The 24,051-nt window shown below is 62.3% G+C and carries 28 protein-coding genes; 16 read left to right on the top strand and 12 right to left on the bottom strand.

Annotation, left to right across the window (positions count from 1 at the left end; all coding sequences use genetic code 11):
* The first annotated feature begins 17 nt into the window (after nucleotides 1-17).
* From ACILSL_RS07465 to ACILSL_RS07455, 3 genes are all read left to right on the top strand, one after another.
* The gene (locus ACILSL_RS07465; protein WP_395731379.1) at nucleotides 18-1,445 is read left to right on the top strand and encodes a sulfatase-like hydrolase/transferase; all 1,428 of its coding nucleotides are present in this window, start codon (nucleotides 18-20) and stop codon (nucleotides 1,443-1,445) included.
* Between the two features lie 81 nt (nucleotides 1,446-1,526).
* Complete coding sequence (locus ACILSL_RS07460) at nucleotides 1,527-1,871, top strand: hypothetical protein (protein ID WP_395731378.1); 345 nt, start codon at nucleotides 1,527-1,529, stop codon at nucleotides 1,869-1,871.
* A 61-nt stretch (nucleotides 1,872-1,932) separates the two neighbouring features.
* The gene (locus ACILSL_RS07455; RefSeq protein ID WP_395731377.1) at nucleotides 1,933-3,492 is read left to right on the top strand and encodes a WD40 repeat domain-containing protein; all 1,560 of its coding nucleotides are present in this window, start codon (nucleotides 1,933-1,935) and stop codon (nucleotides 3,490-3,492) included.
* A gap of 5 nt (nucleotides 3,493-3,497) precedes the next feature.
* On the opposite strand, the gene ACILSL_RS07450 is transcribed toward ACILSL_RS07455, so the two are convergent.
* A complete protein-coding gene (locus ACILSL_RS07450; protein WP_395731376.1) occupies nucleotides 3,498-4,001 on the bottom strand; it encodes a hypothetical protein in 504 nt (167 codons plus the stop codon).
* Nucleotides 4,002-4,271: 270 nt separating this feature from the next.
* Between ACILSL_RS07450 and ACILSL_RS07445 the strand changes: the two genes are divergently transcribed.
* The 12 genes from ACILSL_RS07445 (at nucleotide 4,272) to ACILSL_RS07390 (ending at nucleotide 15,835) form a co-directional block, all read left to right on the top strand.
* Nucleotides 4,272-4,430 (top strand): hypothetical protein, encoded by a 159-nt coding sequence (locus tag ACILSL_RS07445; protein WP_395731375.1) that lies wholly within the window; start codon nucleotides 4,272-4,274, stop codon nucleotides 4,428-4,430.
* 380 nt (nucleotides 4,431-4,810) lie between these two features.
* Nucleotides 4,811-5,056, top strand: a complete 246-nt coding sequence (locus ACILSL_RS07440; RefSeq protein ID WP_395731374.1) for a hypothetical protein — start codon at nucleotides 4,811-4,813, stop codon at nucleotides 5,054-5,056.
* A gap of 78 nt (nucleotides 5,057-5,134) precedes the next feature.
* On the top strand, nucleotides 5,135-5,878 hold the full coding sequence (locus tag ACILSL_RS07435; protein ID WP_395731373.1) for an RNA polymerase sigma factor: 744 nt from the start codon (nucleotides 5,135-5,137) through the stop codon (nucleotides 5,876-5,878).
* A gap of 6 nt (nucleotides 5,879-5,884) precedes the next feature.
* A complete protein-coding gene (locus ACILSL_RS07430) occupies nucleotides 5,885-7,720 on the top strand; it encodes a protein kinase domain-containing protein (protein ID WP_395731372.1) in 1,836 nt (611 codons plus the stop codon).
* Nucleotides 7,721-7,801: 81 nt separating this feature from the next.
* On the top strand, nucleotides 7,802-9,364 hold the full coding sequence (locus ACILSL_RS07425; RefSeq protein WP_395731371.1) for a sulfatase: 1,563 nt from the start codon (nucleotides 7,802-7,804) through the stop codon (nucleotides 9,362-9,364).
* The gene (locus tag ACILSL_RS07420) at nucleotides 9,361-10,419 is read left to right on the top strand and encodes a metallophosphoesterase (protein WP_395731370.1); all 1,059 of its coding nucleotides are present in this window, start codon (nucleotides 9,361-9,363) and stop codon (nucleotides 10,417-10,419) included. Before ACILSL_RS07425 ends, ACILSL_RS07420 begins: the two co-directional genes overlap by 4 nt.
* A 12-nt stretch (nucleotides 10,420-10,431) precedes the next feature.
* On the top strand, nucleotides 10,432-12,078 hold the full coding sequence (locus ACILSL_RS07415; protein WP_395731369.1) for a sulfatase-like hydrolase/transferase: 1,647 nt from the start codon (nucleotides 10,432-10,434) through the stop codon (nucleotides 12,076-12,078).
* 63 nt (nucleotides 12,079-12,141) lie between these two features.
* Nucleotides 12,142-12,417, top strand: coding sequence for a hypothetical protein (locus tag ACILSL_RS07410; protein WP_395731368.1), 276 nt, complete (start codon nucleotides 12,142-12,144; stop codon nucleotides 12,415-12,417).
* Nucleotides 12,414-12,800 carry a type II toxin-antitoxin system VapC family toxin gene (locus ACILSL_RS07405; RefSeq protein ID WP_395731367.1) on the top strand — a complete coding sequence of 129 codons (387 nt, stop codon included), beginning with the start codon at nucleotides 12,414-12,416 and terminating at the stop codon, nucleotides 12,798-12,800. Before ACILSL_RS07410 ends, ACILSL_RS07405 begins: the two co-directional genes overlap by 4 nt.
* Nucleotides 12,801-12,869: 69 nt before the next feature.
* The gene (locus tag ACILSL_RS07400) at nucleotides 12,870-13,565 is read left to right on the top strand and encodes a family 16 glycoside hydrolase (protein WP_395731366.1); all 696 of its coding nucleotides are present in this window, start codon (nucleotides 12,870-12,872) and stop codon (nucleotides 13,563-13,565) included.
* Nucleotides 13,566-13,581: 16 nt separating this feature from the next.
* Nucleotides 13,582-14,547 (top strand): peptidyl-alpha-hydroxyglycine alpha-amidating lyase family protein, encoded by a 966-nt coding sequence (locus tag ACILSL_RS07395; protein ID WP_395731365.1) that lies wholly within the window; start codon nucleotides 13,582-13,584, stop codon nucleotides 14,545-14,547.
* A 115-nt stretch (nucleotides 14,548-14,662) separates the two neighbouring features.
* Entirely contained in the window at nucleotides 14,663-15,835 is a 1,173-nt protein-coding gene (locus ACILSL_RS07390) for a sialidase family protein (RefSeq protein ID WP_395731364.1), read from the top strand.
* Between the two features lie 286 nt (nucleotides 15,836-16,121).
* Here the strand turns inward: ACILSL_RS07390 and ACILSL_RS07385 are convergent, their stop codons facing one another.
* From ACILSL_RS07385 to ACILSL_RS07335, 11 genes are all read right to left on the bottom strand, one after another.
* Nucleotides 16,122-16,544, bottom strand: a complete 423-nt coding sequence (locus ACILSL_RS07385) for a hypothetical protein (RefSeq protein ID WP_395731363.1) — start codon at nucleotides 16,542-16,544, stop codon at nucleotides 16,122-16,124.
* Nucleotides 16,541-17,089: a ribonuclease H-like domain-containing protein gene (locus ACILSL_RS07380; protein WP_395731362.1), complete on the bottom strand. Its 549-nt coding sequence runs from the start codon at nucleotides 17,087-17,089 to the stop codon at nucleotides 16,541-16,543. Before ACILSL_RS07380 ends, ACILSL_RS07385 begins: the two co-directional genes overlap by 4 nt.
* Before the next feature lie 24 nt (nucleotides 17,090-17,113).
* Nucleotides 17,114-17,461, bottom strand: a complete 348-nt coding sequence (gene infA, locus ACILSL_RS07375; protein ID WP_395731361.1) for a translation initiation factor IF-1 — start codon at nucleotides 17,459-17,461, stop codon at nucleotides 17,114-17,116.
* Between the two features lie 342 nt (nucleotides 17,462-17,803).
* Nucleotides 17,804-17,974 carry a hypothetical protein gene (locus ACILSL_RS07370; RefSeq protein WP_395731360.1) on the bottom strand — a complete coding sequence of 57 codons (171 nt, stop codon included), beginning with the start codon at nucleotides 17,972-17,974 and terminating at the stop codon, nucleotides 17,804-17,806.
* A gap of 54 nt (nucleotides 17,975-18,028) precedes the next feature.
* The gene (locus ACILSL_RS07365; RefSeq protein ID WP_395731359.1) at nucleotides 18,029-18,922 is read right to left on the bottom strand and encodes a hypothetical protein; all 894 of its coding nucleotides are present in this window, start codon (nucleotides 18,920-18,922) and stop codon (nucleotides 18,029-18,031) included.
* Nucleotides 18,923-18,979: 57 nt separating this feature from the next.
* Nucleotides 18,980-19,228 carry a hypothetical protein gene (locus ACILSL_RS07360; protein ID WP_395731358.1) on the bottom strand — a complete coding sequence of 83 codons (249 nt, stop codon included), beginning with the start codon at nucleotides 19,226-19,228 and terminating at the stop codon, nucleotides 18,980-18,982.
* Nucleotides 19,221-19,373, bottom strand: a complete 153-nt coding sequence (locus ACILSL_RS07355; RefSeq protein WP_395731357.1) for a hypothetical protein — start codon at nucleotides 19,371-19,373, stop codon at nucleotides 19,221-19,223. Before ACILSL_RS07355 ends, ACILSL_RS07360 begins: the two co-directional genes overlap by 8 nt.
* 7 nt (nucleotides 19,374-19,380) lie before the next feature.
* Nucleotides 19,381-20,667 (bottom strand): SEL1-like repeat protein, encoded by a 1,287-nt coding sequence (locus tag ACILSL_RS07350; RefSeq protein WP_395731356.1) that lies wholly within the window; start codon nucleotides 20,665-20,667, stop codon nucleotides 19,381-19,383.
* A 209-nt stretch (nucleotides 20,668-20,876) separates the two neighbouring features.
* Nucleotides 20,877-21,065 (bottom strand): DUF2256 domain-containing protein, encoded by a 189-nt coding sequence (locus ACILSL_RS07345; protein WP_395731355.1) that lies wholly within the window; start codon nucleotides 21,063-21,065, stop codon nucleotides 20,877-20,879.
* The gene (locus ACILSL_RS07340; RefSeq protein ID WP_395731354.1) at nucleotides 21,062-22,063 is read right to left on the bottom strand and encodes a TIGR03915 family putative DNA repair protein; all 1,002 of its coding nucleotides are present in this window, start codon (nucleotides 22,061-22,063) and stop codon (nucleotides 21,062-21,064) included. Before ACILSL_RS07340 ends, ACILSL_RS07345 begins: the two co-directional genes overlap by 4 nt.
* A 9-nt stretch (nucleotides 22,064-22,072) precedes the next feature.
* Entirely contained in the window at nucleotides 22,073-23,362 is a 1,290-nt protein-coding gene (locus ACILSL_RS07335) for a putative DNA modification/repair radical SAM protein (protein WP_395731353.1), read from the bottom strand.
* A gap of 216 nt (nucleotides 23,363-23,578) precedes the next feature.
* Between ACILSL_RS07335 and ACILSL_RS07330 the strand changes: the two genes are divergently transcribed.
* The gene (locus tag ACILSL_RS07330) at nucleotides 23,579-23,965 is read left to right on the top strand and encodes a hypothetical protein (protein WP_395731352.1); all 387 of its coding nucleotides are present in this window, start codon (nucleotides 23,579-23,581) and stop codon (nucleotides 23,963-23,965) included.
* The last annotated feature ends 86 nt before the right edge of the window (nucleotides 23,966-24,051 follow it).

Here is a 24,051-nt window from a genome sequence, read left to right as displayed (position 1 = left end):
CACACTTACATATCATCATGCGTCTGCTGCTTCTCATCGTCTCGTCACTGGCCCTGTGCCACTCGGCCTCTGCCGCAGAGCCACGCCCAAACATCCTCTTCCTCTTTGCCGACGACTTGACCTACGAGGCCGTGCGCGCCTTTGGCCACACGGACATCGACACGCCCCATCTCGACCGTCTGGCCGCGCGTGGCACCATCTTCACGCGTGCCTACAACATGGGCTCCTGGAGCGGCGCGGTGTGCGTGGCCAGCCGCACCATGCTCAACACCGGGCGCAGTGTGTGGAGCGCGGATGCCGTTTACAATACCACGGACAAGGAGCGCCAGAACGGCGTGCTCTGGCCGCAGCTCATGAGCAAGGCGGGCTACAAGACCTACATGACCGGCAAGTGGCACCTGAAGACCAACGCCGCCAAGTGCTTCGACGTGGCCGCCGACGTGCGCGATGGCATGCCCAAGACGGTCCCCACCGCCTACAACCGCCCCATTGAAAATCAGACCGACTCCTGGAGCCCGTATGACAAAACCATCGGCGGCTACTGGGAGGGCGGCAGGCACTGGAGCGAAGTGGTGCGGGATCACACCCTGGAGTTTTTCACCGATGCGAAGCAGCAGCCAAAGCCCTTCTTCATCTACGCCGCCTTCAATGCGCCGCATGATCCACGGCAGGCGCCCAAGGAGTACCAGGATATGTATCCGCTCAGCCGCATGCAGATGCCGCAGAATTTCATCCCCGAGTATCCTTACAAGGACGCCATGGGCTGCCCGCACTCTTTGCGTGATGAAAACCTCGCACCGATGCCGCGCACGGAGCTTTCCGTGAAGACGCACCGCAGCGAATATTATGCGCTGATCACGCACCTGGACGTGCAGATCGGCAAGATCCTCGATGCGCTGGACCAGTCCGGCCTCGCGGACAACACCTGGATTTTTTTCACCGCCGATCACGGGCTCGCCGTGGGGCACCATGGCCTCATCGGCAAGCAGAACATGTATGATGACAGCGTGCGCGTGCCCTTCATCGTCGCCGGGCCGGGTGTGGACAAGGGCGCGAAAAACGACAACGCCATCTACCTGCAGGATGTCATGGCCACCGCGCTTGATCTCGCCGGGGCCGAGAAGCCGAAGCATGTCTTCTACCACAGCCTGCTGCCGCTGCTGAAGGGCACGCAAAAGCAGTCCAGCTATGACTCCGTGTATGGTGCCTATCTGGAGCTGCAGCGCGCCGTCACCCACGACGGCTGGAAGCTCATCGCCTATCCGAAGGCCAAGGTGCTGCGGCTTTACCACCTCTCTGAAGACCCGCAGGAGATGACCGACCTCGCCGCCAAGACCGAGCATGCCGCGAAGAAGAAGGAGATGTATGAGCGCCTGGTGAAACTCTCCGCCGATCTCGGCGACAAGGTGGATCTGCGGCAGGTGTTTGGAGAGCAGGGACTCTGAGGCAAAACACCTTTTTTTCACAGGCCGCGCAGAGTTGGGCGGTGTTTCGGTAATCCCTTAATGAACCCGAACACCCCTGCCATGAAACACACCCTCTTTACTGCCACCCTCCTCCTCTCCTGCCTGAGCTGCTCCACGCTGTGGGGTCAGACGGCAGCCTCCGCCGCCAAGGCCGCCGCGCCTGCCGAGGTACAGCTCGTTGGCAGGCTGGAGCAGCGTCTCGCCATCGGCGGGGAGACCACCGGCTGGGTGCTGTGCCATGGCGACAAGCAACGTGTGCAAGTCCTCCTGCCTGTGGAGGCCTTTGCCTGGATCAGAGACGGCGTGTACGTGGCGGTGACCGGCGTCTATGGCACCAGGCGCTACCCCGAGCGCGGCGAAGTGGTCGTCTTCATCGTGAAAAAAATCAGCCAGGTGGTGCACTGATTCGTCCGTGTTATGTTTGCACCTGTCGTCGTTCGTTTTTGAACCTCATCCCGCCGCCCCGATGTCCGAAAAAAAATGGCAGATCAAATGCCCGCACTGCCAGCGCTCCACGCTGATCAATTCGGATGAGCTCGGGGCGCGGCACATGATCGGCACCATGGCGGCGCTGAAGGATCCGGCCCATGCGCGGCGCACGCTGGAGGATTACACCATCGCCTGTCCGCATTGCGATGCGCTGATGCCCTTTGAGCCGCGCAGCGAGTACCGCAGGCGCAAGGCGCTCGCGGTCAGCCGGCGCATCGAGCGGCTGGCGTCGGAGGTGGAGAGCATCACGGGCAGCGAGCGCGAATTTCACGCGATGGCCGGGCAGCTGGGCACCATTGTCCTGCAGATGCTGGAGACGGACATGCCGCTCGAAACCCTCTTCGACAGCGAGGACAAGCTGCTCACGGTATTTGCCGAAGAAATCCGCAAAACCAATGCCGAGCCCAAGCGGCACCGCGCCTGGCGCTGGCTGCAGGAAACCTTTGCCATCGCCTGCTCCGGCATCGGCGAGCGCGATGACCTCCCGGCAGCACCCGGCGGTGATGTGGAGGAAAAGCGGGACGCCTTGCTGCGCTCGTTGGATGAGCTTCAGCAAGAGCAGCGCTCAAAGGCGGCCACGATTCAGCCAGCTCCCGCACCTGCAGCCAGGGCGCAGGGAAGCCTGCGCTTTCATTTCAAACGGGCGCACGACAACAATGTGGAAGCCCTGGCGATTTCGCATGATGGCCGCATCGGGCTCTCTGTCGGCTGGAACTCTTTCGTGCGTGTCTGGAATCTGGAGACCGGCCAGGAACTGCCGTCTTTGAAAGCGGACGGCAGTTTTCTCACCTCCGTGATTTTCCTCGGCGATGAAACACGCGTGGCTGCTGCGGGCCAGAGCGGTGCATTGTGGATTTGGGATCTGGCGAGTGGCCGGGTGCTTCACTGCTTGCGCAAGCATTCCTTCACCATCTTCAGCCTCGCGGCATCGGCTGACGGACGACTCGTGATCACCGGCAGTGGCGATGGCACCGCACGGCTGTGGGACACGGTCAAAGGATCGCATGTGCGGAAGTTTGGCGGCTTCTTTGGCGGCACACTCAATGGCAGCGTGGCGGCGGTGGCCTTGTCACCCGATGGCGCATGGGCGCTCACGGGTGGCGGAGATCATGCAGACACGGTCAAAGTCTGGGATGCCAGCAACGGACAGCTGGCCAAAACCGCCCACTTTCCCGCACGGGCAGTCAGTGCGGTCGCCTTTATGTCGGTGCGCTGGAAGGCTCTTGTGCAGTCGGGTTCCAAACTGTGCGTCATGGATGTCACCGAAGGCAGGATCATTGATCGCCTGGCCGATTCCAAGGATGATTATTTCATGGGATTCCAGCTCGCTTCAGGTGGCCAATGGGCGGCAGCTGGATCTGGCGCGGAGGTTTGTGTCATCGAAATAGGTGCCGATCCTCACAGCTGCATCCGGCAACGCCTGCGCGGCCATGAGCCGGGCATGTCGGTCAATGCCTGCGCGATCACGCCTTCGGGCGGACGTGTCATGAGCGGAGGACACGACTGCTCTGTGATGGTGTGGGACACCGGCCTTTGAGGGCATCAGTGGCTCAGCACGCAGAGCACTGCCAGTCCCAGGCTGCCGGCCAGCAGACCCAGGGCGATCACTGCGCACCCGGACTTTCCAGACGCCCCGGAGGCAGGTCCGATCATGAGAGTGCCACCCACATCCGCATTGGCAGAGCCATACCAAAACTCCTTCTGATTTTTGGTCATGTCCTCATCCCACTTCAGGCTTGGCTGGGCATCCAGCAGTTTTTGATATTCGGACGGCACCTGCGTCTCAGGTGACATGCGGCGGATCAGATTGATCAGGTTCCCGAAGCACAGGATGCCGTCGTCCCAGCTGTAAAACAAACGCACCGCCACCACGCGCGCACGGATCTCTTCAACAAGCTTCGCGGCTTCACGCAGGTTGCCCGCTTTGGCCAGCGCAGCGGCCTGGTCGAGCTTTTCTGCCAGCCATTCCTCGCTCGGTGAATCCACATGTCCGCTGCTGGCGGAGCGGCAGAACCTTTGGCGGTCATCCTCCCAGTCGTAAGCCATGATCAGTGCAGGGTGAAATCCTCAATGCCGGAGGAGCGCAGTCGTCGCTGGGTGATGATCCGGCACTGACACATGCCATCGGATAAGCGACGGCGGCACAGTCGTCAATCCGCCGCCGCTGCGCGTGTCATCGCCAGAGGGTCTGCGGCACGAAGTGAAATTATTTTAAAGCCTCACGCAGAGTCGGCGCACGGACCGGTAATCCATCTGCAGAGAGGCAAACCTGCCGATCAAAATTAATCAGCAAAAGACAAACAACATCCGCATCCCATGAAAACGAAACTCATCCAAACGCTCCTGCTTCTCGTCGCCGTCTCCTCCATCACCGGGGCACGCGCTGGCGAATCGCTCTCCGACCGCATCAAGGAAGTCTTCAAAGACCCACCCCATCCCCGTGGGCCCACAGCCGTTGCCGCCGTCCGCGGGTAAGCCTCATCACATCCATCCACCCTTCACCAGCTCCATCCCATGAAAACATCAATGCTTCATCTCTGCCTCCTCACCGCCGCCACGCTCGCCTTTCATTCGAGCGCCCAGGCTGACACATGGATCCGCCCGCTTCCCATCAGCCCGCTGCCCCTGTGTCCGCCACCCATTTACCCGGCGCCCACTCCTGAATTGCCCAGGCCATGCCGCCCCTGCGTGCCGCTGCCACCTACCGCTGATCCCTGGGATCAGCTGGCAGTGACCGGAACGGACGAGGGGTGCGTCAGGCTGCCTGGAAAACCCACCCGTCCGTCTCTCACCAGCACAACGATGATCCCTGCCTGAACCGCCCCTGCATCAAACCACCGACTTCTTTACCCATCATGAAAACATCCTTCCATCTCGCGCTTCTCGTGCTTGTCAGCCTCAACGCTTCGCTCTCAGCAGCGGATTCCGATGACAAGCTCGACGCCGCCAAAAAACTGGTGGAGCGCATCAGCGAGGCGCAGCCGCCGCGTGAAACCGGTGGCACCCGCACTCCGGAACAGGCCATCAAGGAATACAAGGAGTCCGGCCCCGCCTCCAGCTACCACCTGAAGTTCAACCCGGTGCCGCCGCCTTCTCTCTGAGCGGCTGCGTCAAACACAACGGCAGGCCCGGATCCATGCGGGCTTGCCGTTTTCGTTTTGCCTCGTAGCCTGCGCGGCATGAGCAACGACGGCGAGATGTTTCCGCAAACGCGCTGGTCACAGCTGGCGCGGCTGAAGGACGGTGATGAAACCACCCAAAGCGAAGTGCTCGGCACGCTCTACCAGCTTTATCGCAAGCCGGTGCTGGCCTACCTGGCACGGCGCGGCTTTGGCCATGAGAAGGCCGAGGACCTGGTGCAGGACTTCTTCCTCCACTCCATTCAGCACGGCCTGTTTGAAAAAGCCGAAAACTCACGCGGGCGCTTCCGTGGTCTGATGCTCTCCGCGCTGCAGCACTATGCCGCCAATGCCCACCGGCATGATCAGGCGCAGCAGCGGCGTCCGGCGGGCGGATTCATATCCGCAGACCAGGTGCTGGAGGAGGGCGGCAGCACCGCCGTGCTGGGCGTGGACAGCCACACCCCGGAGGATGCCTTCACGCAGTCATGGGCGCGGATGCTGCTGGCACGCGTGGTGGACGCTCTGGAGCGCGAGTGCGCCGCCACTGGCAAGCAGGCGCACTTCAGCATTTTCAGGCGCTTCATGCTCCTGCCCATCCTCGATGGCGTGCCCGCGCCCTCCCAGCGTGAGATGGCCGAAGAACTCGGCCTCACCGAAAAGGAGGTCGCCAACCGCCTCGTCACCGCACGCCGCGCGTACCAGCGGCTGCTGCGCGAGGAGATCGCCCAATACGCGACGGACAGCACCGAGGTGGATGACGAAGTGCGCGACCTCTTTGCCGCGCTGAGCCGCCAGACCTGAAGCCCCATGCCTCCCGATGCTCATTCCCGCAGCCTGCGCGATCTCCTCTCCGCCCTGAAGCGTGGACTGATCGACGCCCCTGAAGCGCGCTCGTCCGTGCGCGGCAGGCTGGAGCATGGCGGCCCGCTGGAGGCCGGGGGACTGGCGGATCTGCTGGGGCTGAACGAGGCCGGGCAGGGCGATGACGAGCTGCTGCGGCAGCTCCAGAGCGAGTGCCAGTTTTTGGAGGGCGTCCCCTTTCAGCCGGGCTCCTGCATCGGCGGAAAATATGAGGTGCGCAAAATCCTGCGCGGGGGCTTTGGCCTGGTGTACCTCTGCCGCAGCCTCGCGCCGGAACGGTACTTTCGGGGCGACTCGCTCGCCGCGCTGAAGTGCCCGCTGCCCCAGCATCTGACGGACCCCGAGCTATGCGAGCTGTTTGTGGCCGAGTCCATGAACTCCGTGGCTCTTACCCCGCATCCCAATCTCGTGCTGGCCTACGGCGTGGAAATGCACAACCGCATTCCCTTTCTGGTGATGGAGCACATCACCGGCGGGCGGACTCTGGCGGAGGAGATCGACCAGGGTCGCACCGACTGGCGCACCACCCTCCGGCACGGCCTCGACATGGCGCGGGGTCTGGCCCATGCCGCTCAGGAGGCGCAGCTGATCCATGGCGACCTCAAGCCCCCCAATGTTTTGATCATGGGCGATGGCGTCGCGAAGGTCAGCGACTTCGGGCTCTCGCTTTCCGCTGATGACATCAGTGCCTCCGGTCTCATCGCCGGTACAGACGGCTTCATGGCGCCTGAAATGGTCGCCCGCCGCACCGGCCGCAGCACGGCGGCGGATGTCTATGCGTATGGCGTCACGCTGCTGTGCGCGGTGCTGGGACGTTTTCCCGAGGTAGCATGCCCGGCGGACCTCTGCACCGCCGCGCACATGCCCGAGCCACTGGCCGCGCTGCTGCGCGAATGCCTTGCCACAGACCCCTCCGCACGGCCTGCGAATTTCCAAATCATCGCCTCACGTCTGGAAGCCTTGCACGCCTCCCTCCTTGGCAGCGCGCCGCCTCAGGCTGCCGCACCCGATGCGCCGCTGCATGCCGATGCCCTGGTGAATGCCGCGCAGACCTGGCTCAATCTCGGTCAGCCGCGCAAGGCCCAGGCTGAGGTGGAGCACGCGCTGCGCCTGGACCCCGCCAACTGGAAGGCGCACCAGATCCAGTGCTGCATCCATCTGGAGCGGCGTGACTTTGACGCCGCCTACCGCAGCGCCATGCAGGCCCGCCAGCTTGCCCCGGATGAACCCGGTCCTGCCGCCAACCTCGCGCAGGCCGCGATGGGTCTTGGCCGCCGTGACGATGCTTTGACCTGGCTGGATCAGGCGCTTGAGCTCGCCTACGAATCCGGTCGCATGGGCGAGCTGGACGGCAGCTCGTTGCTGTTTGTAGAACTCCTGCCCGCTGAGCAGGCTCTTCAGGTGCTGGATGCCATCGTGACGGCGCAGCCCGGCGCGGCGATCACCTGGAACAACCGCGCCATCCTCCTGCGCCGCATGAAGCAGCCCGGGGAGGCGCTGGCCAGTGCGGACCGTGCCATCGCCCTCAACGCCGCCTATGCCAAGGCATGGACCAATCGCGCCAATGCGCTCATCGAGCTGCGCCGGTTTTCAGAGGCGCAGACCTCCGCCTCCACCGCGCTCGATCTCGATCCCTGCCTGCCCGGAGCTTACTGCGCCAAGGCCACCGCACTGGCTCAGCAGGACCGTCTTCCCGAAGCCCGCGCCGCCATCCGCAGTGGCCTGTCACTCCTCCCCGCCGATCCGCTGCTCATGCGCGCGGCGCAGGTGTTTGGCGTGTGATCCATCTTCGGATGGGGGGAATGTTCCTTCAATTCTCTCGCCTTTGCCGAAGGAAGCTCTCCGGCGCATCGTTCCCTCGCCATGCGCCAGCCTGCATCCGTCACCAAACTCAGTCTCCTCATCCTTTCGTCATTCGCTCTCGCTGCATCGTCCTTCGCCGCCGAGCCGCCGCCCAACATCCTCTTTGCCATCGCCGATGACTGGGGCCCGCACGCCAGCGCCTACGGCACGCCCTGGGTCAAGACACCCAATTTTGACCGCGTCGCAAAGGAAGGCCTGCTGTTCCGTCAGGCCTACACGCCCAATGCCAAGTGCGCCCCCTCACGCGCCTGCATCCTCACCGGGCGCAATTCCTGGCAGCTCAAAGAAGCGGCCAATCACATCTGCTACTTCCCGCCCGAATTCAAAGGCTGGGGCGAGGCCCTCGCGGAGAAAGGTTGGAACGTCGGCTACACCACCAAGGGCTGGGGCCCCGGCGTGGCCAACGACGCCAATGGCAAGCCGCGCCAGATGACCGGCAAGCCCTACAACAAACGCCGTGCCGAAGCTCCCACACCCGAGATCCTGAACTGCGACTACGCCGCCAATTTCAGCGACTTCCTCGATGCCGCACCCGCAGGCAAGCCCTGGTGCTTCTGGTACGGCAGCGTCGAGCCGCATCGGGGTTACGAATTCGGCAGCGGCGTGGCCAAAGGCGGCAAGAAACTCACCGACATCGACCACGTGCCCGCCTACTGGCCGGACAACGACGTCATCCGCAATGACATGCTCGACTACGCCTTTGAGGTGGAGCACTTCGACCGCCATCTCGGCCGCATGATCGCCGACCTCGAAAAGCGCGGCCTGCTGGAAAACACCCTCGTCATCGTCACCGCAGACCACGGCATGCCCTTCCCGCGCAGCAAGGGAAATGCAAACGTGCAGGCCAATCACGTGCCGCTGGCCATGATGTGGAAAAAAGGCATCCTCCAGCCCGGCCGCACGCTGGCGGATTTCGTGAGCTTCGTCGATCTCGCCCCCACCCTCATCGAGGTCGCAGGCATGAAGTGGTCAGACACCGGCATGGCCGAGTCTCCCGGCCGCAGCCTCATCGATCTCTTTGCCAACAAGCCCGCCCATGTGCGCGACCACGTGCTGCTTGGCAAGGAGCGCACCGATGTCGGCCGCCCGCACGACTGGGGCTACCCCATCCGCGCCATCGTGACGAAGGACAGCGTCTTCGTCGAAAACTTTGAGCCCACCCGCTGGCCCGGCGGCAACCCCGAGACCGGCTACATGGACTGCGACGCCGGTGCCACCAAGACCTTCATCATTGATGCGCACCGCAAAAACCCCGCCGACCCCTTCTGGCAGCTCTGCTTCGGCCTGCGTCCCGGCACCGAGTTCTACGATCTCAAAACCGACCCCGATTTCGTCAATAACCTCTCTGCCGATCCCCGCGCCACCGCCTTGAAAACTCAGCTCCACGCCGAGCTCACCCAGCAGGGAGATCCACGCATGTCCGGCCAGGGTGCCATCTTCGATGAGTACAAACATGCCAGTCCCGGCAACGTCGGCTTCTATGAAAAATTCATGAGCGGCAAGCCCATGAAAGCCAACTGGATCAATCAGAGCGACATCGAACCGAAGCCCGTGCTGCCATGAGGATCCTGCTCTGCCTTTTCCTCTGCGTCCCCGCCTTTGCCGCGTCCAAAAAGCTCACCGGCACCCAGCCGCTGCCGCCCATGCCTGCGGCGGCCTTCACCGTTGTCATCATTCCAGACACCCAGGCCTACACCGGCAAAGGCTGCAAGGCCACACCCGACAGCACCGCCCCCGTCACCAACGCTCATCTGGAGGCCCAGGTGAAGTGGATCGCTGCGCATCGCGAGGATCAAAACATCGTCTTCGTCAGCCACGTCGGAGACATCGTGGACAAAAACAACGCCAGCGAATGGGCCGTGGCCAGGCAGCACCTCGACACCCTGCGCGGCGTGGTTCCCTTCAGCCTCACCGTGGGAAACCACGACATGACCACCAAGGGCGATGCGCATCTGTTTCAGGAGCACTTCCCGGCGTCCAGCTTCAAAGACTACCCCTGGTATCTCGGCAGCTATACCCACACGCGCAAAGACCAGAACGTCTCCGCCAACAATGTGAACAGCGCCCAGCTCTTCAGCGCCGGCGGCATGGACTTCATCCACCTCAGCCTCGAGTGCAATGCACCCGACGACGTGCTCGCCTGGGCCGGCGACCTCCTCAGCAAAAACGCCGCACGCCGTGCGCTCATCACCACGCACATGGACCTCGGCATTCTCGACAAGCCCAAGACCGAGGAGGGCTTCATCCACGATCCCAAAGGCCGCATGCGCTGGGTCAAAATCCACGGCGCGCGCGGAAACACCGCCGAGCAGATGTGGGACAAGTTCTTCCGCAAGCACCCCAGCCTCCGCCTCATTTTCTGCGGAGACCAGAGCCGCGTCACCGCGCTGAAGCTCACCACCCCTGCAGACGACGGCCACCCTGTCACCTCCATGCTCTCAGACTACCTCTCCCAGCCCGCGCTGCGCCTCCTGCGTTTTGTGCCCGCAGAGAACCGCGTCCACGCCCTCACCTACGATGTGGTGAACAACGTCCTCGTCTCCGACACCCCTTATGTGCACGAGCTCGACCAGCATCAGTTCACGCTCGACTACCCCATGCAGCCCGCCGCGAAATAAGCTTCTTCCGCCATGAGACTTCTACCCCTGCTCACACTGGTTTCGTCATTCGTCATTCCACATTCGTCATTTTCGGCTCCGCCAAACATCCTCTTCGTCCTCTCAGACGACCACAGCTACCCCTTCATCCACTGCTACGGGCGCGAGGAGATGAAGACGCCAAACCTCGACCGCTTGGCCGCAGAGGGCATCATGTGCCGCCGCATGTTCACCGGTGCGCCGCAGTGCGTCCCCTCTCGCGCCACCATCATGACCGGCCGCTCCCCAGTCGCCTGCCGCATGACGCGCTTCTCCTCGCCTCTCCCGCGCGATGAGATCACCTTTCCCGAGATCCTCAAAAAAGACGCGGGCTACTTCGTCGGCTGCTGCGGCCGCACCTATCATCTCGACGGTTCAGGCCGCGGCCCCGAAGCCTCCGCGCAGGTGTTTGATGAGCATCACATGATCACCTTCAAAGACCGCTTCGACTACGTGGACGCCAGCGGTCAGGACACCCTCCCCACCAAGATCAACGAGTTCTTTGATCAGAAGCCGAAAGATAAACCCTACTTCCTCTGGGTCGGCTTCAGCGATCCCCATCATGCTTGGAATTCCGGCAAAAATCCGCCCGATCCCGCCAGGCTCAAAGTGCCCGGCTTCCTGCCAGACCTCCCCGGCGTTCGCAGCGACCTCTCCGCGTATGAAGGCGAGATCGAGCATTGCGACGGCGACTTCCAGCGCGTGCTCGACCTCATCAAGGAGCGCGCCGGTTTAGAAAACACGCTCATCATTTTCATGGGAGACAACGGCATGGCCTTCCCCAGCGGCAAAGGCTCGCTGCACGATCCCGGCTTGAACGTCCCCCTCCTCGCCTGGTGGCCCGGTGTGATCAAACCGGGCGGCGACTCCAGCGCGCTCATCTCCGGCGAGGACATCGCCCCCACCTGCCTCGAAGCCGCCGGCCTTCCCGTGCCCGAGCGCATGAGCGGCGTCAGCTTCCTCCCGCTGCTCAAAGGCGCCAAGTTTGAAAAAGAGCGCCAGCACATCTTCGCCGAACGCGGCCCGCACGGCAGCGCCACCTTCAATGAAAGCACCACCGCCAGCGGCGTGGACTACAGCCGCTGCGTGCGCAGCGCCCGCTACAAGCTCATCTACAACGTCACGCCCAACCTCCGCTACACCCCCGTGGACAGCGGAAACGATCCCAGCTGGAAAGACATCACCAAAGCGCATGAGGACAAGACCCTCGCCACCGAATTTGAAGACCTCTGGTTCACCAGCCCGCGCCCCGTCTATGAGCTCTACGATCTCCAAGAAGACCCCAATGAGCTGCACAATCTCTACGGCCAGAAAGGCCTGGAAGCAGCCACGCTGGAGCTCAAGACCGCGCTGCAAAAGAAGATGATTCTCGACTTCGACTACCTCCCGCTCCCCATCGCTGGCGACGCCAGACCCAAAGGCAAAGCCAACGCCAACGCCAAAAACACCCCCAACCGCGCCGAGCAGTTCAAACGCCTCGACACCGACCACGATGGCAAACTCACCCCCGCAGAATTCAGCGCCAAACGCGCCCCCGCCGATGCCGCCGCCTGGTTCAAAGCCCGCGACGTGGACGGCAGCGGCACCATCGATCAAGCCGAATACACCGCCAGCACCGTCCCCAATCCGCCCAAGCGGTGAAGGCCTTTCTGCGACCGCGATTCCCGCCGTTGCCATCTCGCTCAATGGCATTAATTTCCACCAGTGAGCACCATCGCCCAGACCATTGATCGCCGCTTGAGCCAGTTGCCGCCATCGCGCGCAGCTCGGCTGGAGCTTTTGATCCTGCGTCTGCTGGATTTTGCGGAGCCGGAAGCCCATCCGAATGGCGCTCCGTCAAACGAAGCCGATCGGCGGGCCAAAGCGCTTGCCGCACTTGAGCGCATTGCTTCCCGCGGAGGCATTGCAGGAATGGACGATCCTGCCGCCTGGCAGCGTGAGCAGCGAGTTGATCGTTCCCTTCCAGGTCGTGAGTCATGAGATTGCTCGACAGCAATATTGTCATTTACGCCGCGCAGCCTGCAAACACCTGGCTGCGTATGGATATTCTCTCTCAGCCCTTTGCGGTTTCTCAAGCCACCCGTGTCGAAGTTCTCGGCTGGCATCGCATCACCCCTGCGGATTTGCAGGATCTGGAAGCTTTCCTCGCCGCTGGCACGCTGTTCTCCATCACCGACGCCACTGCAGATCGTGCCGTGACTCTGCGGCAGCAGAAGAAAATGTCCCTGGGCGATGCCTTCATCGCTGCCACAGCTCTTGAATTCGACTGCGAGCTGGTCACGAGAAACATAGATGACTACAAGCACATCGTTGATTTACGGCTGGTGAATCCGTTTGATCAGATGCCGACGGTTGCCTCGTAGCCGGGAACTTCTGAAGAAGATCTCATCTGATCTGCGAGAGCATGATTTCATCTGCGTTTCTACGGTAGAATGAAACCTCTCCTCCTCTTCCTCTCCCTCGCCCTCCCCCTCAACGCCGACTTCATCACCCCGCTCTTCTCCGACGACTTCTCCCGTGATGAAGCCACACCCGGCAAGGAGGACATCGGCAATGGCTGGACCAGCAACAGCGCCTGGCGCGCCAAGGGCCACCAGCAGGTCGATCTCATCGACGGTCACATGCACGTCACCAAGCACGCCGAGGCCGATCATGGCGTCGCCATCTTCCACAACGTGGAGTTTCAGGACGGCATCGTGCAGCTCAAGTTCCGCCTCGGCGAAGGCGATGACCTCGGTGTCGATTTCGTCGATCGTGAGCTCAAAACCGTGCACGCCGGCCATCTCTGCATCGCCCGCGTCACCAACAAGTCCGTGACCATCACCGACTCCAAAACCGGCGGCATGGACAATGAAATCCGCGCCCGCCGCGAGAAGGGAGACAAGTCCCCCGAACTCGCCGCGCTGCTCAAATCCAAAACCAAGACCTTCAAACTCGATCTCAAGCCCAACGAATGGCACACCATGAACATCAAGATCGTCGCCGATCAAATGACCGTCCGCATCGACGAGCTGGATCCCGTCTCCTTCAGCAGCGAAGGCATCGCGCATCCGACGAAACGCATGATCACCCTCGCTGTAAACAAGTCGGCGGACGTGGATGATGTGAAGGTTTCGAAGCTGAAGTGAGTATTTCACTCCTTCCATGCGCTTCATCCTCTTATTCAGCCTCCTCGCCACCGCCTCTCTCGCCCAGCCACAGCACGAGGTCGTCCCCGGCTGGCCGCAGCTTGCAGAGGGCCACACGCTCGGCCTCTGCGCCGGAGTGGGTGTCGATGCGCAAAACCGCGTGTTCGTTTTCCATCGCAGCGGCCGCGTCTGGACCAAGCCCTTTCCCAAAGACCCCATCGCCGTACCCACCGTCAGCGTGTTTGAGGGGGCTACGGGCCGTCTCCTCAGCACCTGGGGCGCCAGCCGCTTCATCATGCCGCATGGACTCACGGTAGATCACGCCGGCAATCTTTGGCTCACCGATGTAGGCCTGCATCAGGTCTTCAAATGCTCGCCCTCAGGTGAGGTGCTGCTCACGCTGGGAGAGGCAGGCGTGCCCGGCGGCGACACATCGCATTTCAATCTGCCCACCGACGTGGCCGTGCTCTCAGACGGCTCCTTCTATGTCAGCGACGGCTACCAAAACACACGCGTGCTGAAATTCTCCGCCACAGGCCGCTTCGAGTTTCAGTGGGGCACCAAAGGAAAGGGGCCGGGCCAATTCCACCTGCCGCACGGCATCACCCTGGACCCCCAGGGCCGAGTCATTGTCTGCGACCGCGAAAACGAGCGTCTTCAGGTCTTCGACGCCAAAGGCGCCTTCCTGCACGAATGGAAAGGCCCGCAGATCGGCAAACCCTACGGTGTCGCGACCGGCCCCGGCGGCCATCTCTTCGTGATTGACGGCGGTTCTCCCTCCCTGCAGCCGCACCTGCGCGGCAAGGCTGTTGAGCTCGATTCTGCTGGGCATGTGCTCGACACCTTCGGCAGCTACGGCAAAGCCCTCGGTCAGTTTCAGCTAGGGCATGACATTGCGGTAGGCCCGGACGGTGCCGTTTATGTGGCGGAGGGAACCGGTGCCCGCGTGCAGAAGTTTGTGCGCAGGAAAGCAGCGGAGTGATGATTGCCTTGTAGCTGTACAACCTTGTGCTGCCGCACAAGCTCTCACTGGTTCAGTGTTCGGACCAAGGGTTTGCTGTGAAAGCAAACAGCGCGCTCGCGTAATCTACAGCGCCATGACCAGCCGCCGCCACTTCCTCGCCACCACCACTTCCGCACTCGCCTTTCCCTTCATTGCCCGCGCTGCCTCGCCTGCGGCGAAGATCCTTGAAACGAAGGTCATTTCCCACCAGCCCGAGTTTTACCATGGCTGGTCCACCGTGGTGCGGCGGCAGAATGGCGAGCTGTGGCTCTCGTGGTCCGGCGGGCGCGAGTCCCACGTGTGCCCCTTTGGCCAGGTGCATGCCATGACCTCCAAGGACAACGGCACCACCTGGACCTGGCCACGCGTGCTGCTGGACACCGCCACGGACGACCGCGACTCCGGCGTGCTCGAAACTGCCAAGGGTTCCCTCATCGTCACCACTTTCACCTCCCTGGCTTATGAGGACTCGTTTAAAAAAGCCGCCGCCATGGCGGAGCTCACAGACAAGGGCTGGGTCTCCAAGGCCATGCCTGCGGAGCGCTACGCCAAGTGGAAGGCCGCGCACGAGCGCCTGAGCGATGAAGAACGCAAGGCCGAGCTGGGAGAGTGGGCCATCCGCTCCACCGATGGCGGCAAGTCCTGGTCCACACGCATCCCCACCATCGTCAACAGCCCGCACGGCCCCATCCAGCTCAAGGACGGACGCCTGCTCTATGCGGGCAAGCAGCTCTGGACCGCCGACAAGAAAGTCGGAGTGGCAGAGTCGAAGGACGACGGCCAGACCTGGCAGTGGCTCGCGGAAATCCCCACCCGCAAAGGCGACAACGCCGTCAGGTCGTATCACGAACTCCATGCGGTCGAGGCTGCGGATGGCACGCTCATCGCGCAGATCCGCAATCACAACGAAGTGAACAAAGGCGAGACGCTGCAGACCGAATCCAAGGACGGCGGCAAAACTTGGAGCGAGCCGCACAGCATCGGCGTCTGGGGCCTGCCCTCCCACCTGCTGCGCCTGCGCGACGGCCGCCTTGTCATGACCTACGGCCACCGCCGCAAGCCCTTCGGCAATCAGGCCCGCGTCAGCAGCGACAACGGCAAGACTTGGAGCGAGCCCATGATCCTCTCCGGCGACGGCATCGGCGGCGACCTGGGTTATCCCAGCACCGTCGAGCTGGCCGATGGCACGCTGCTCAGCGTGTGGTACGAAACCATGAAGGAACCGAAGCTCGCCGTGCTGCGCCAGGCGACGTGGCGGATTGAGTGATGATTCAGCAGGTCTGGATCAGGCAGCTTCCGCCGGAATTTGCACCCGTCGGGGCTGCCACAGCCACCGGACATGCGGTTTTTGAGCGCTTGATGTGTTTGACGGCGTTCTGCGGACTAGAGCATTTTAAATAAAAATGTGGCCTCATCTGGGTTGAAAAATCCAAAGCTATCGCGAGGGCGACAGCAAAGTGGTCCGCACAGTCCCCTGTGCGGCGCTCCGCCACACCCATCAAATCCGCGTCACCGCCGCCGCCCCATTAGGCTATAATATAATTTAAAATGCTCTAATCCGCCGCTGCCGCCTGACGCTTCGTGGTGAAGCAGCGCACAATCCACGTCAGCGTCAGCGTGGTGAGCGCACCCGTTGCATCGGCGATGAGGTCGCGCATGGTTTCGCGGACGCTATGCTGGATATGCGTACCATACACGACATCGGAGAAAAGTTCCGCGAACTCCCAGAACAATCCCACCGTGCAGGCAAGCGCAAAGGTGAAGAGGTAGCGGGCGAAGGGGGTGAGCTGGCCAAACCGATGCGCAAAGCAGTCGAGCGCGTGCCAGAGAAAGAATGAAATGGCCACTCCGCCGCTGTAATGCATGACGAAATCAAGCTGCTGCCGCCATGGCGCGCGCATGATCTTCTGGTGGAAAATCAGAACCGCCAGTGGTGCCCAGCCGGCGCGCAGCAGCAGGCGTAGCAGCGGCGTCATATCTTCCAGTTCACTTTCGCGATCTGCTCGCGGCCATTGCGGTCATGGTACTTCACGTGCCCGTGCTCTGCGCCGTACTCATGCACGCACTTGGTCACCTTCACGTCATAGCAGCAGTATTCAGCGATCTTGGCCACCTCACCCTGCTGCCACCATTTCAGCGCGTCGAGGCCGTCGGCCGTCTTGCCCATGCCGAGCGTGGCAGCGGCCACGGCGTCGAGCTTGATGCGATGTCCGAGAATCTTTTCGAGATCGATGAGGAGATCGAGGCTGTGCGGCAGATCGCTGGGGTCAAAGAGCAGATCGTGACCTTTGAGCACTTCGTAGTCGAATCCGATGTGGTTGAACCCGACGACAAGGTCCGCCTCCTTGAGCTGGCGGATGAGCAGCGGGGTCTCTTCCTGCGTGTAAATGCTGTACTCGTTCTGCCCGGTGCTGAACGTACAGGCCACGGAGATGCCCATCTTGTGCTTGTTGCCCCAGCCGCCGACATCGTTCGCGGTGCGGCGTGTTTCGAGGTCGAAATAAACAATGTCTCCAGCCATGAGATCGCGAGGGCCTGCGTCAGCTTACCCGATGCGATAAACGATGCGCGCCTTGTCCATGTCGTAGGGGGACATTTCGATCTTCACCGCATCACCGATCACGAGACGGATGAATTTCTTGCGCATCTTGCCGGAGATATGAGCGAGCACTTCGTGGCCGTTGCGCAGCTTCACACGGAACATGGTGCCGGCGAGCACGGCGGCGATGGTGCCTTCGAGCTCGATGGCTTCTTCCTTCTGTTTGCCAGCGTCCACAGGCTCTGGCGGACGGGGTGGTGGAACGAAACGAGGAGGGCCATTTCGACGAGGGGGGCCGCCGCTGCGGCGAGGGGGGCCGCCGCGTGAGGGGCCGCGATTAGGGGGGCGTGACATGCGTAAAAAAGTAGGGTTTGAGGATGCTCCCACACGCGGGGAATACAAGGGTAATTTTGTGTCGTGACTGGCGGGAAAGCCCGTTCTGTCAATTCGGATAGACAAAAATCTCGCCGCCATGGGAGGTATTTGCCACGCACACAGACCCGGACCAGGCAGAACCGGCCCAGCGCCTCACCCGCGCTCTCGCTCTGCTGCCGCTGGAGCACCGCAGCGCACGGAGACGCTTCCGCCACACCCGTGAGCAACGCCCCTGTCGTGGTCTGTAGCATTCGCCGACGTGCCAGGGGGTGGGATTCACGCGCATTCACCAGATGCGCTGCGAGTAGGCTCATCTCTCCCTTACAGCGCCGCCTTGTTTCCCTCCATGAACTTCAAAATCGCCGCACGTGAGGGATCTCCCTCGTTGCCCACGCTGCCATGATTGCGGTCGGCGGTGACTTCCAGCGTCACGCGCTTGTCCTCAAAGCGCATCAGCGCGGCAGATCCGCCGCCAGGGCAGGGCTGGCGCAAAGAAGAACGAAAGCAGCGAGGCGGAGCAGAGGCCTGGTCATGGAGCTTTGCAGATTACTTGGGCCGAAGCTCCGCCGCCAAGGCTCGGGCGGCCTTTTCCCACGTTTCCGGCGTGGCGCTGCCAAAGGCGGTGACCATGCGCCAGGTGCCGGTGAATCCGGCGGGCACAGTGGCGCTGCTGAAGCACTTCAGGTAAAACTTCCGGTAGGTGCCGGGCACGTTCCAGATCGTGGCGGTCTGCTCTCCCTGCTCCGGCACCTGCAGCAGGCGGCTCACGGCAAACTGACCGCTCTGCGGCTCATACACGGCCATCCAGTCCACGCGCTGGTTGATGTAGAATTTCCTCGCCACTTCCGCGTCATCACTCAGCGGACCGGAGATGCTTTTATCAGGCGCGGCATCGCTGCCCGCGAGGAAGGCGCTGACCGTGGGCCGCCAGGCGTGCATGAAGTGGTACACCAGCTTCAGCGGCACGGCCTCGGCAGTGTGCACGGTGGTGGTCTCGTACAAGCGGTGCTCTTTGATCTCGGTGACGTTGGTCAGGTCAAAGGCGCGGATGCGGGATTTCCGCTCCAGCCGAAACGTGCCGCCCTTGAGCTCTGCGGCAGGCGCTTCGACTCGTTTGTCATCGAGGAAGAAGTCGAGTGACTGCAGGTTCTCGGGTTCGTTTTCCAAATGAGCCGTGCCAATGAAGCCCACATCGGGAAACGAGAACACGGTTCCATAGGCGCTGCTCTCGGTGGTCATCGCCTTGCCTTGGAAATCAATGCGCCCCGGCGTCCACTGCGTGGCCTGGCGCAGCAGCAGCGTCACATCGCCACAGGTCACGGTGATGCGTGGCAGCCCAGGGCCGAGATTGGGCTTGAAAGGCTCCTTGGCAGAGGACAAAACCGTGAGCGCGAGGCCCAGTGCCAGCAATGAAAAGAGAGGGCGTGAAGATACAAACATGCGCGATGACTACGCGGCAGCCACGCCGCCTTTTGTTTCAAACCTTCTCCTGCGCCGTTATTTCCGGAAAGATTTCAGGAAATTGAAGATCAGCCAGATCTGCGCAAAGCCCACGGCGATGAGCAGGACGCCGAGTTCGACGGCGTTATCCTCCTTGGGCACCGCCAGCCGCAGAATGAACGCCAGCATGATCGCTCCAATAACGGAGAGAACGGCTCCAAACGACCAGCTTCCAGAGGAATGCTCGGGAGTAGGAATGTGTGTTGGGTATTCGTCCTTGCTGAGATCGTCTGGGTCATCACTCATGGCTGTGCGCGGTCACGGGGGTGGTTGGGTCCATGAGGCGCCAGTGTGGCGTGGTGCCATGCCGTGATTTGCCCATGAGTTCCCCGCATAAACGTTCGCGTCCGCCTGAAACTTCCGCAGGCACCAGACAATCAGCGGAAGTCATGCCGGCTTTATTTCACCGGCTTCCACTCGCGCTCCAGCCGGGCGGCCTCGATGACTTGTTCGCGCGTCATGGTCGCCTCCAGCGTCGCCTGATGGACGAAGGCGATGTCGTGGCCTTGCAGAGAAGCCAGACGGCACCACTTCAAGGCTTCCACCGGTTGCTTGTCCACGCCCTCGCCTTTTTCATACATCAGGCTCAGGGCAAACTGCCCGTCCGCATCGCCACGCTCCGCTGCGGCGCGAAACAGCTTCATGGCCTGCGCCTCATCTTTGGGCACGCCGTTGCCACTGAGGAGGCAACCACCAAGCCCGACCTGGGCGATGGTAAAATTTTGCTCCGCCGCTTTGCGAAACCATGCTGCGGCATCCACGGCGTTCTGCGCCACGCCCGTGCCTTCAAGGTAAGCCACCGCCAGCTTCGTCTGCGCCAGGGCATGTCCCTGCCCCGCCGCCTTGCGGTACCAGTCCACGGCCTCGGCAGGGTCCTCCGGTACGCCAGCGCCATGCATGTAGCACTCGCCCAGCTCGAGCTGCGCCGGAGCGTATTTCTGCGCTGCCGAGCTTCTGAGCAGTCTGATCCCTTGTTTCAGATCCTGGGCCACACCTGCTCCCAGGGAATAGGACATGCCCAGCTTGAGCTGAGCTTCAGGGTCTTCTTTTTCCGCTGCCTTGCGGAACCATTTCACCGCTTCGCCAAAATCCAGCGGCACCCGCAAGCCTTGGGCATAGGTCGTACCGAGAAGTTTCTGCGCCTTCAGGTTTCCCTGCTCGGCGGCTTTGCGAAACCACTTCACCGCCTCCGCCGCGTCCTGCGCCACCCCCTCGCCGTCAAAGTAGGCCTTCCCCAGCTCCATCTGCGCATCCGCATCGCCACGCTCTGCCGCCTGCCGAAACCACTTCATGCCCTCGATCGTGTCCTTCGGCACGCTGGAGCCCAGGCTGTAGCAGACGCCTAGCTGTTTCATGGCCGCCACATGATTCTGCGCCGCCGCCAGCCGCAGCCATTTCACCGCCTCCGCCGCATCCTTCGGCACCCCCGTTCCCAGCAGGTAGCACATGCCCAGCTGCTGCAGGGCATCCACATGACCTTGGGTGCCCGCCTTGCGAAACCACTCCACTGCCGCCGCTTCATCCTTGGGGATGCCGTTTCCTTTGGCGCAGCGCAGGCCCATGGCATGCTGCGCCTCCGCATTCCCGTGCTCTGCCTCCGTGCGCGTCTCCTTCAGGCTCTTGGCCACGAGAGTTGCCTCCGCGCAAAACAATCCTGCGAGTAACACCACCATAGGAATTTTCATGGACTGAATGAACATAGATACCTTTGTAGGATCAGAATGGGGTGAGTATTTTTAGAGAGATTCCGCGTATAAGCATCCACTTTCTTCGTTGAAGCGTGCCTCGGCAGCGCGGGTGCGCATCATGCCGACGATGACACGCCCGTCTTCTTCACCCCACGGAACGCTTTGGCCGCTGGACGCCTCTGGCCGTCGTCTGTGATCCCGCCACCTCAGCGATGCGGAGATGGCGGCGCTGGCGAAGCGGCCGAGCTAAGTGCGCTCGCCTTGCTTCGTCGGCAGCGCTCACTGCAAAACTTCACCTCATCCCACACCTTCTCCCACTTCTTGCGCCAGGTGAAGGGCCGCCCGCAGACGAGACAGGGCTTGGAGGGAAGGTCCTGCTTTTTCACGCCTCTCATACCGGGTCTGCTTCGTGGTTCTCTGCCGCGGCTTCGCTCTGATTCATGGCGTGCAGCGATTTCAAATAAGCATTGTTGGGCGCGGGCTTGGCGGCTCGTTCCTCGGTTTCCAGCATGCCCTGCACACGCCCTGTACTCCCGGCGATCAGGCCGGCGATCAGCGAGGCCTCGGGCAGATTCTTCCAGTACTTCTTCGGCATCTCCGACTGCATGGCGCTGATTTTGACCCGGGCTGGATTGAAGATGTTCCGGTAGTAGGTGCGCCACAGGTCATCCAGCGCGTCTTCATCCGGGGCGCTGCTGCGTGACACCCCTGCGGTGAAATGCAGCCGTGTGCCATCCCAGTGCGCGCACTCATACGGCGTCAGGATGGACCAGTCCATTCCCGCAAAGCGCTTCTCAAAAAACGGCGATGCCAGCCGCACGATGCGGTGCTCCGGCTCAAACCACGCCACGAACTGCTCGCGCCCCGTGGTGGCATCCGTGCCCACCAGCCGAAAGCGCACAAACGCATGCATCTTGTGGATGTCCCGCCCCACCGCCTTGCTCCAGTCCTGCAGCTGGCGCACATCGCGGTCCGTGGCCATGCCCAGCAGGTGCCTCTCCGCCCCCCGCGTCAGCCGCCACAGCACTCGGTACAGCATGCCCCAGCGCCGCGCATCCGTATGCGCCGCCACGCTCCGTGCCAGGTCCAGAAAAGCGGCGGGGACTTTGATGATGGAAGCACCGCCTTCCGGCGTAGGTTGGGCGTGTTTGGCGTCGGGCGCACTCCCTCGCTCCAGCACCTCCTCCGCCAAACCGCCCGACTGCGAGGGCGCTCGTAAGCCATCCTGTTCGCCGAACGCGGGCAGACGGGCAGGCTCCTCACAGACAAACAACGACGCCTCCTGGCGGTCGTCCGTCCACAGCACTTCGTCAGGCACCACGCCCTGCGCCAGCAGCCGGCGGGCCGCTGCTCTCCAGGCTCCATACTCGGGCTCGATGACAATGGTGCGCATGACCGGCTTTTATAGCTCCCCGGATCTCACCGAGACGAAGTCGCTCGTGGCAGGTGCGGGCGGTGCGTTGAAGTTGATTTCCAGCTGCTCCGGGGGCGGCAAAAACCGCGCCCGCAGCGAATCGCTGTCCAGTCCCAGCCTTGCCGGATGATGATCCGTCGTGGTGATGAAAGGCAGCAGCTTCTTCATCTGCAGCCGCAGCCGTACCAGATCCGCCAGCCGCAGCCGGGTGTAGCGCCGCGCTCCCAGAATGCGCTCCACATTGCGCACGCCCAGCCCCGGAATGCGCAGCAGCAGCTCCCGGGGTGCCTTGTTAATATCGACAGGAAAAGTGGCCCGATTTCGCAGCGCCCACGAGAGCTTGGGGTCGAGCGCCAGATCCAGATTGGGATCGGCGGCGGAGGCGATCTCCTCCACCTTGAACTCATAAAACCGCAGCAGCCAGTCCGCCTGATACAGCCGGTGCTCGCGGATCAGCGGGGGAGCCTTCAGCGGCAGGATCGCCGACGGTTCCGGGATCGGGCTGAAGGCCGAGTAGTACACCCGGCGCAGGCGGTGTGAGGTGTAAAGCTTGTCTGCACACCCCAGAATCACCGCATCTGTCGAGGCATCGGCTCCGACCAGCATCTGCGTGCTCTGGCCCGTGGCAAAGGGCGGCGGCTTGGGGGCGTCCGGCTTGCGTTTCTCCGCATGCCGCTCCTCGATCTTTCCCCGGATATGCCCCATGGCCTCCTCCGTGCGCGCCAGATTCTTCTCCGGGGCCAGCGTGTTCAGGCTCTGCTGGCTGGGCAGCTCCACATTGATGCTGATGCGGTCCGCATAGCGTCCCGCCAGGGCAATAAGCTCCTGCGAGGCTTCCGGGATCGTCTTCAAATGGATGTAGCCACGAAACTGATGCACCTCCCGCAGCTTCCGCGCGACCTCGATCACCAGCTCCATCGTGTGGTCCGCACTGCGGATGATCCCGCTGCTCAGAAACAATCCCTCGATGTAGTTCCGCTTGTAGAAATCCAGCGTCAGCTGCACCACCTCGTCCGGCGTGAACCGGGCGCGTGTCACATTGCTGGACCGCCGGTTGATGCAGTAATGGCAGTCGTACAGGCAGGCATTCGTCATGAGCACCTTCATCAGCGAAACACAGCGCCCGTCCGGCGTGTAGGAATGGCAGATGCCCATCCCGCCCGTGGAGCCCACGCCCTTCCCACCCCGCGAATCCTTCCGCGCCGCGCCGCTGCTCGCGCAGGAAGCATCATACTTCGCTGCATCGGCCAGGATTTCGAGTTTGCGGGTGATGTCCATCTTGAGGTGGCTCTACGTGCCTGCCGCCTGCGCCGCCGATTTTTAGTGCTCAATGCCTAAACTTGAACGAGAGCAGTCATGCCCCATTCAATACTGTTCTTTAGAACATATTCAATGGCAAACAGGGGCTGCACTTTGCCCCTTTGCCCGAGCCCTCCGGCCAACTCCTGCATCCAAGCTTGACGGACGAACCGCTCTGGATAAAACCGGCGGCCTATGACCTTTAAAATCATCCCACTCCTTTCACTCGCCGCCCTTACGCTCAGCCTCTCCCAATGTGCGGCCCCCGCCAGCAATGACGGCAGCGCTTCTGCGCCGGCTGGGTCTTCTTCCAGTGACGGGACGATCAAGCCCGGAATGACCAAAGCCCAGGTCGTAGCCGCGTGGGGTGAACCCGATGAAAAGAAATCCACCGCCAGCGGCGAAACTTGGCGCTGGGCCCAGCAGGGTTGGAAACGCCATGTGCCGGTCTATGGCACCTGGGCCAAGGTGGAAGAGCATGTCGTGCGCTTCGGAGCCGACGGTAAAGTCATTGGCACCGGCACCGAAGACTACGGCAATGCCTTCCAGGAAGGCTGGCGCCGCTCCCAAGGGGCCCGCTAAGCTGCCCCGCTACTGACCGGCGGAAGCAAAGTATCGAGGGGTGCATGCCCTGAGTTGATCCAGTTGGGGCGACCAGCCTCCCGGCG

The organism is Prosthecobacter sp. (assembly GCF_044222345.1).
GTDB lineage: Bacteria > Verrucomicrobiota > Verrucomicrobiia > Verrucomicrobiales > Verrucomicrobiaceae > Prosthecobacter.
Note: the sequence above shows the minus strand (reverse complement) of the source record. Positions and strands in the feature narration are given on the sequence as shown.

Coding starts and splice junctions, on each gene's coding strand:
- ACILSL_RS07465 (WP_395731379.1), top strand. CDS start 18: ATGCGTCTGCTGCTTCTCATCGTCTCGTCACTGGCCCTGTGCCACTCG.
- ACILSL_RS07460 (WP_395731378.1), top strand. CDS start 1,527: ATGAAACACACCCTCTTTACTGCCACCCTCCTCCTCTCCTGCCTGAGC.
- ACILSL_RS07455 (WP_395731377.1), top strand. CDS start 1,933: ATGTCCGAAAAAAAATGGCAGATCAAATGCCCGCACTGCCAGCGCTCC.
- ACILSL_RS07450 (WP_395731376.1), bottom strand. CDS start 4,001: ATGGCTTACGACTGGGAGGATGACCGCCAAAGGTTCTGCCGCTCCGCC.
- ACILSL_RS07445 (WP_395731375.1), top strand. CDS start 4,272: ATGAAAACGAAACTCATCCAAACGCTCCTGCTTCTCGTCGCCGTCTCC.
- ACILSL_RS07440 (WP_395731374.1), top strand. CDS start 4,811: ATGAAAACATCCTTCCATCTCGCGCTTCTCGTGCTTGTCAGCCTCAAC.
- ACILSL_RS07435 (WP_395731373.1), top strand. CDS start 5,135: ATGAGCAACGACGGCGAGATGTTTCCGCAAACGCGCTGGTCACAGCTG.
- ACILSL_RS07430 (WP_395731372.1), top strand. CDS start 5,885: ATGCCTCCCGATGCTCATTCCCGCAGCCTGCGCGATCTCCTCTCCGCC.
- ACILSL_RS07425 (WP_395731371.1), top strand. CDS start 7,802: ATGCGCCAGCCTGCATCCGTCACCAAACTCAGTCTCCTCATCCTTTCG.
- ACILSL_RS07420 (WP_395731370.1), top strand. CDS start 9,361: ATGAGGATCCTGCTCTGCCTTTTCCTCTGCGTCCCCGCCTTTGCCGCG.
- ACILSL_RS07415 (WP_395731369.1), top strand. CDS start 10,432: ATGAGACTTCTACCCCTGCTCACACTGGTTTCGTCATTCGTCATTCCA.
- ACILSL_RS07405 (WP_395731367.1), top strand. CDS start 12,414: ATGAGATTGCTCGACAGCAATATTGTCATTTACGCCGCGCAGCCTGCA.
- ACILSL_RS07400 (WP_395731366.1), top strand. CDS start 12,870: ATGAAACCTCTCCTCCTCTTCCTCTCCCTCGCCCTCCCCCTCAACGCC.
- ACILSL_RS07395 (WP_395731365.1), top strand. CDS start 13,582: ATGCGCTTCATCCTCTTATTCAGCCTCCTCGCCACCGCCTCTCTCGCC.
- ACILSL_RS07390 (WP_395731364.1), top strand. CDS start 14,663: ATGACCAGCCGCCGCCACTTCCTCGCCACCACCACTTCCGCACTCGCC.
- ACILSL_RS07385 (WP_395731363.1), bottom strand. CDS start 16,544: ATGACGCCGCTGCTACGCCTGCTGCTGCGCGCCGGCTGGGCACCACTG.
- ACILSL_RS07380 (WP_395731362.1), bottom strand. CDS start 17,089: ATGGCTGGAGACATTGTTTATTTCGACCTCGAAACACGCCGCACCGCG.
- infA (WP_395731361.1), bottom strand. CDS start 17,461: ATGTCACGCCCCCCTAATCGCGGCCCCTCACGCGGCGGCCCCCCTCGC.
- ACILSL_RS07365 (WP_395731359.1), bottom strand. CDS start 18,922: ATGTTTGTATCTTCACGCCCTCTCTTTTCATTGCTGGCACTGGGCCTC.
- ACILSL_RS07360 (WP_395731358.1), bottom strand. CDS start 19,228: ATGAGTGATGACCCAGACGATCTCAGCAAGGACGAATACCCAACACAC.
- ACILSL_RS07355 (WP_395731357.1), bottom strand. CDS start 19,373: ATGACTTCCGCTGATTGTCTGGTGCCTGCGGAAGTTTCAGGCGGACGC.
- ACILSL_RS07350 (WP_395731356.1), bottom strand. CDS start 20,667: ATGAAAATTCCTATGGTGGTGTTACTCGCAGGATTGTTTTGCGCGGAG.
- ACILSL_RS07345 (WP_395731355.1), bottom strand. CDS start 21,065: ATGAGAGGCGTGAAAAAGCAGGACCTTCCCTCCAAGCCCTGTCTCGTC.
- ACILSL_RS07340 (WP_395731354.1), bottom strand. CDS start 22,063: ATGCGCACCATTGTCATCGAGCCCGAGTATGGAGCCTGGAGAGCAGCG.
- ACILSL_RS07335 (WP_395731353.1), bottom strand. CDS start 23,362: ATGGACATCACCCGCAAACTCGAAATCCTGGCCGATGCAGCGAAGTAT.
- ACILSL_RS07330 (WP_395731352.1), top strand. CDS start 23,579: ATGACCTTTAAAATCATCCCACTCCTTTCACTCGCCGCCCTTACGCTC.